Origin of the sequence: Paenibacillus plantiphilus, from assembly GCF_927798095.1 — a bacterium.
Classification (GTDB): domain Bacteria; phylum Bacillota; class Bacilli; order Paenibacillales; family Paenibacillaceae; genus Paenibacillus_Z; species Paenibacillus_Z plantiphilus.
Map to the genome: position 1 here is coordinate 1 of NZ_CAKMMF010000090.1, position 459 is coordinate 459.

Here is a 459-nt window from a genome sequence, read left to right on the forward strand (position 1 = left end):
CGATGTAGGTCGTTGCATTCACCGTAAAGGTCTCCGTGCTTGTGCCTGCTTTACGTGTAATTTCATAACCCGTTACGCTAATGTTGTCCGTCGAAGCGCTCCAAGACAGTGTAACTGTCTTCGGAGTGCCTGTGCTGAGGTTGCCAGCCAGATTAGCTGGGACCGAAGGAGCAACGGTATCGACTCCTGTCGGTTTCTCCCCGACTTTCACTTGACCTGGCGCACCATTGTTGCCAGGGATGTACGTGTTGTCGCCTGCTGGGAAGAAGTAGTTCGATTGGCCATTGCTATCCCATACGTTGCTGCCGTTGTTGAAGCAAGCTTCCAGACGGGTAGCTGTGCCGATATCAACCGTTATTTTCTTGTAGCCAGGGTTGAGCGGATCGTTCTCCATCTTCACGCCTGGAACAGCTGTCCATGTGCCGCCCTCTGCGCGATAGTGGATGTTGACATTCGTCC

At 53.2% G+C, this 459-nt stretch carries 1 protein-coding gene; it reads right to left on the bottom strand.

Annotation, left to right across the window (positions count from 1 at the left end; genetic code table 11):
- On the bottom strand, positions 1-459 hold a 459-nt coding region (locus L6H65_RS26490; RefSeq protein WP_290370484.1), incomplete at both ends, for a carbohydrate binding domain-containing protein.